General features: G+C 68.1%; 3 protein-coding genes and 1 tRNA gene. 1 reads left to right on the forward strand and 3 read right to left on the reverse strand.

Going from position 1 to position 3,478, the window contains the following annotated elements; translation table 11 throughout:
• Positions 1-381, reverse strand: a 381-nt coding sequence (locus VNS22_RS22645) for an alcohol dehydrogenase catalytic domain-containing protein (protein ID WP_325736532.1), incomplete at its 3' end; no start/stop codon positions are given.
• Positions 382-426: 45 nt separating this feature from the next.
• Positions 427-1,770 carry an MATE family efflux transporter gene (locus tag VNS22_RS22650; RefSeq protein WP_325736534.1) on the reverse strand — a complete coding sequence of 448 codons (1,344 nt, stop codon included), beginning with the start codon at positions 1,768-1,770 and terminating at the stop codon, positions 427-429.
• Between the two features lie 133 nt (positions 1,771-1,903).
• Here VNS22_RS22650 and VNS22_RS22655 point away from each other — a divergent pair.
• Positions 1,904-1,997: transfer RNA gene (locus VNS22_RS22655), tRNA-Ser, on the forward strand.
• 761 nt (positions 1,998-2,758) lie between these two features.
• Here VNS22_RS22655 and VNS22_RS22660 read toward each other — a convergent pair.
• Positions 2,759-3,478 (reverse strand): zinc metalloprotease HtpX (locus tag VNS22_RS22660; RefSeq protein ID WP_325736536.1); only part of this gene is annotated, 720 nt, incomplete at its 5' end.

Here is a 3,478-nt window from a genome sequence, read left to right on the forward strand (position 1 = left end):
GAGCGAGAAGCGGGTGGTGCCGTCCGGCATCAGCCCCTTGCCTTGCGTGGCGCGGATCGCGGTGCACAAATTGGTCTTGCGCGACAGGCAGCTTTTGCACTGCCGGCATTCGGGCGTGTAGAGCGGGATCACGTGGTCGCCGGGCTTGACCGAGGTCACGCCCGGCCCGCACTCCACCACCACGCCGGCCCCCTCATGGCCCAGGATCGCCGGGAAGATCCCTTCCGGATCGGCACCGGAGCGGGTGAACTCGTCGGTGTGGCAGATCCCGGTGGCTTTGATCTCCACCAGCACCTCGAACGCCTTGGGCCCCTCCAGATCGACCGTCTCGATCCGCAACGGCTCGCCCGCCGCAAACGCCACCGCGGCCTGTACCTTCATCGTCGCGTTCCTTCCTTCGGCTGCCGTCGACCCCGTGCCCCTCGACTAGCCCGAACCATGCGGCACGGCCAGGGCCCGGCTGCCGCCGATGCGGCGAAAGCTCCACCACAGCAGGACCCCGCGGCTGGCTAGGAACAGGAGCAGGGTCAGCCACAGCCCGGTACCGCCCAGCACCGGTACCAGAAGCGCGGCGCTAACCAGGAACAGGCCCAGCGCCAGCGCCATGGCATTGCGCAGCACCTCCGCCCGGCCGGTGCCGAAGAACACCCCGTCCAGGACGAAGGCCCAGACCGAGACGATCGGCAGGGCGATCACGAAGGGCAGGTACTGGTGGGCGGTGGCCTGGACGGCGGCATGGTGGGTCATCAGCTCGATCGCAAAGGGGCCGCCCCAGGCCAGGAGCCCGGTCAGCAGCACCGCCAGGACCAGGCCGTACTCGAACGCCACGCGCATCGCCAGGTGCAGGGATCCGGCCGAACGGGCGCCCGTGGCCCGCCCGATCATGGTCTCGCCCGCCTGGGCGAAACCGTCCAGCAGCCAGGCGGTGGCGGTGAAGAAGGTCATCAGGATCGCGTTCGCGGCCACGAAGGTCTCGCCCTGGCGCGCCGCCAGCACGGTAAACGCGATGAACGACCCCTCCAGGAAGCAGGAGCGCAGGAACAGGTCGCGATTGACCCGGAACAGCCGGGCGAGTGCCGGCCGGTCGGCCAGGGCAGCCGCGATCGCGGCACGGCCGGGGCGGATCTTGCGCAGCACCAGGGCCAGCGCCACCAGCAGCCCGGCATATTCGGAGAGCGTGGTGGCGACGGCCACCGACGAGAGGCCCAGCCCCAGGCCCAGCACGAACCAGACGTCGAGCACCGCGTTCAGGACGTTGCCCAGCACCGCCACGAGCAGGGGCCCGCGCGCGTCCTGCCGGCCCAGCAGCCAGCCGGTCAGCGCGAACTGGCCGAGTGCCGCTGGTGCACCCAGGAGGCGGATTGCCAGGAACCGGTCGAACCCGGCAGCGACCTCGGGCGAGGGCAGGAACAGGAGGTGGCCCAGGAACTGGAGCGGCCAGCTCAGCAGCATCAGCACCCCGCCGATCGCCAGTGCCGTCGCCAGCGCCCGGATCCCCGTCGCCGTCAGCGCCGTCTTGTCGCCCGCCCCCACCGCCTGGGCGGCCAGTGCGGTGGTGCCCATGCGCAGGAAGCCGAACAGGAACCAGAGTACTGAGACGAGCTGGGTCGCGAGTGCCGCGGCGGTCAGGTCGGCGGGAGCCGGCAGATGGCCGACCACCGCGGTGTCGACCATGCCCAGCAGCGGCACGGCGAGATTGGCGAGGATCAGCGGCACGGCCAGCCGCCGTGCCTCGCGCCGTGCTCTCGCCAGCCCCATGACCTCGCCCACCGTTATCCCCCAAGGCCCGCAGGCCGCCAGCCGGCCCCACCACACCGGCCGCGGGAACAGCTACGCCGCATTCCGTCACCCGCCGCAATCCGTTGACCACCACCGGCAAGCGGTGTTACTCGCACCACGCCGCGGAGGGGTGGCCGAGTGGCTGAAGGCGGCGGTTTGCTAAACCGTTATAGGGCCCTAAAGCCTTATCGAGGGTTCGAATCCCTTCCCCTCCGCCAGACACCAGGAATTATCGAGTTTTTTCAAGAAGTTAGGGCCAATTGGGATTTTGGCTCCCACATTCGTTCCCACTTCGGAGCGTGAGTGTGGGCGAACGACGACGATCTTTGGCGGGCGCAGGGCCAGGATGGCGCTGCGCCTGTAAGACGGTCGCCAGCGCTTCGGCCGGCACGTGCTTGGTGCCCGGCGCGCTGGCATGAACCGAAATTCGGTGGTCACAGTTGACGTCGGTCCCGAGGACAACGGTAACCCTGAGGTCGTGGATCTCCTCCCGGGTGCCAGCAGCCCCGTCAACCCCGCGTGGCAGGCTCCGCCGTGGGCACCAGTGGTGCGGGTCGCGGGACTCTCAGCACGCTTGCCACGACCCCGCCCACGGTGCGGTCCGGCCCATTGCCAGGCGACTGGTTCAGCCGCGGCCGCGACGCCGTTACCGCTTCGACGGCGCGCACCAGCGGCTCGAAAGCCGCCAAGTCCCGCTTCTCCACCGGCCAGATCCCGTTCCACCGGAGCATCGGCATCACCTTCCTCATCGAAAGTCCCGGGTCGGCGTCTTGATGCCCGAGCCCAGGCGCAGGTCACGGATGTAGGTGTCCGGTGGCGGATGCCCCGGCTAGTTCCTCAAGCCAAGACTGGCCAGGAACCGCTCTAGGCGCCGAGCCGTTCGGCTACCAGGATGCCGCTCTCGTTTCCTGCTGTGATGAACATGACCCTGCGGTCACGCCGAGGCGCTGCCCCCCATCTACTTGAGGATCCTGCACTGCTAGATCCCATATCGACGCATTAGGCGTTGTTGCCGGGTACCAGATGAGATGTTCGGTACGTTCATCAACCCGTAATGGTCGATGAGCAATGGCTCCAGCTCTGTCATCTCCTCCAAGCGGGCGATCCGCTCACGCATCGGTGGGTGGGTGCGGAACCAGTGCAGCCAGCGGCCACCGCGCAAGGCAAACCGCTCCCAGTCGTCACCCTGGATGGCATAGATCCGCCGCAGCGCCTGGATCATTCCGACCGGGTCCCCCGTCAGCTCGACCGCGCCAGCATCCGCCAGGAACTCACGGCGGCGCGAGAGCGAGAGCTGCAAGAGGTCACTCACCAGCGGTGATACCAGCAGCAGGAAGATGCCCAGCGGCGAGATCTCGACGGAGGTGCTCCAGCTCAGCGGCAGGACCAGCAACAGCAAGATGATGCCGGTATTCGCCATGGCCGACGTCATGGCGCTAGCTGTTTGCGCCAGCCGCATGATGAACGTGTCGCCATGGCGGATGTGAGCAACCTCGTGGGCAAGCACGGCAGCCACTTCGCGTGGCGGCAGGACGTGCAACAGACCGCTGGTCACCGCAACCGCCGGATCCTCCCGCGTGCCATACGCCATCGCCTGGATGAGCGGGGTCGGCAGCAGGTAGAGATGTGGGCCATCCGGGAGATCTGCGCGGCGGCCAAGCTCGCGGACCAATGAGGCCAAACCCGGTGCGTTACGTGG

This window comes from Geminicoccus sp., assembly GCF_035556675.1.
In the GTDB taxonomy this organism is placed as follows: Bacteria; Pseudomonadota; Alphaproteobacteria; order Geminicoccales; family Geminicoccaceae; genus Geminicoccus.